Genomic DNA, 1,110 nt, shown 5'->3' with positions numbered 1-1,110 from the left:
TTTAGATCGTAGACAATTTATTGCGGGTTCATTGACTGTTGCAATATGCCCAGTTGTTTCTTCTCAACCCCCTGCTCAGGCGAGCCAGTTAAATCAAGATAATTATGAATTTTCGCTCAATGGATGGCCCGTGCAAAATCCAGCTGATGGTGTTTCATCCATTGAAAGATGTGTTATTTCAGGGATCAGTTCCAGTTGCGAGATGAGAATCGGGGATGTGAACATCATTCTTTCGGATTTGGTGCGTCAGATGCATTACCGAGTGAAAGATATTAAACCCGGGGAAATTTCGGGATGGAAAGCTAAAACCGAAGAGGCGATTCAAACCCCTTACTCTAATTTATCATCCGGTACTGCGCTTCAAATCCGACCTTCTATGCCTATTGACTCCTATTTTGCATATGAAATTAAGATAATTCAAGAAGTACTCAAAGACTATGAAGGGATAGTTTCTTGGGGTGGGGATATGACTAATAAAGATGAGTCTCTCTTTTATATAAATGCCTCACCTGAGGACCCTCTGTTTTTAGAAGTTGCTGAAAAAGTAAGGGTGAGAAACTTTGCAGACGTGAGAATTAATTAATTCCCAACTCAGAGGCTTATTCCTAAAGGGTGGCCCCAACTAAACATCGGCCCCACCAGTGGCACAATGAGAGTTAAATCTTCGACTAAATAAACTCAGCCAACCAGAGAAGACCATTGCCACACCAGCGTACAACCGGCCTCATCCACCAGCAATTTACCAAGCTGCTCACAGCCCTCACCCACCACATCACCTGGGGCAAGCCAGGCAGCAACCCAACAGCACTCACCCTGCCTCAAGCTCAGAAAGCGACTCTGCTCTATCATCGGAATAACATAACCGAAGAGCTCCTTGCGGAACTGTTCAACACCTCCCCGCCGACCATCTCTCGGACCATCATCACTCTTGAATAAGCTTTGAAGAAAACCCTCTCTCCGATGGTCAATTCTTTGCAGCAGGAATTGGGGCCAGTTATATGATTACGGGCGGAATTCCTCTACCTATTTAAATTATTATTCATTCATTGAGGCTTATTCAAAAGTCCTCCCAGCCGCATAAAACACCAACCCCCGAACCACCGCAAACAC

The 1,110-nt window shown here is 44.9% G+C and carries 2 protein-coding genes; both read left to right on the top strand.

Annotated features, from left to right (window positions below; genetic code table 11):
* Positions 1-583, top strand: a 583-nt coding sequence (locus A7E48_RS11125) for a hypothetical protein (RefSeq protein WP_158004400.1), incomplete at its 5' end; no start/stop codon positions are given.
* Between the two features lie 116 nt (positions 584-699).
* On the top strand, positions 700-936 hold the full coding sequence (locus A7E48_RS05450; protein ID WP_068170523.1) for a DDE transposase family protein: 237 nt from the start codon (positions 700-702) through the stop codon (positions 934-936).
* The last annotated feature ends 174 nt before the right edge of the window (positions 937-1,110 follow it).

The organism is Rothia sp. ND6WE1A (assembly GCF_001683935.1).
Lineage (GTDB): Bacteria > Actinomycetota > Actinomycetes > Actinomycetales > Micrococcaceae > Rothia > Rothia amarae.
This window is presented reverse-complemented; position numbering and strand designations above follow the sequence as displayed.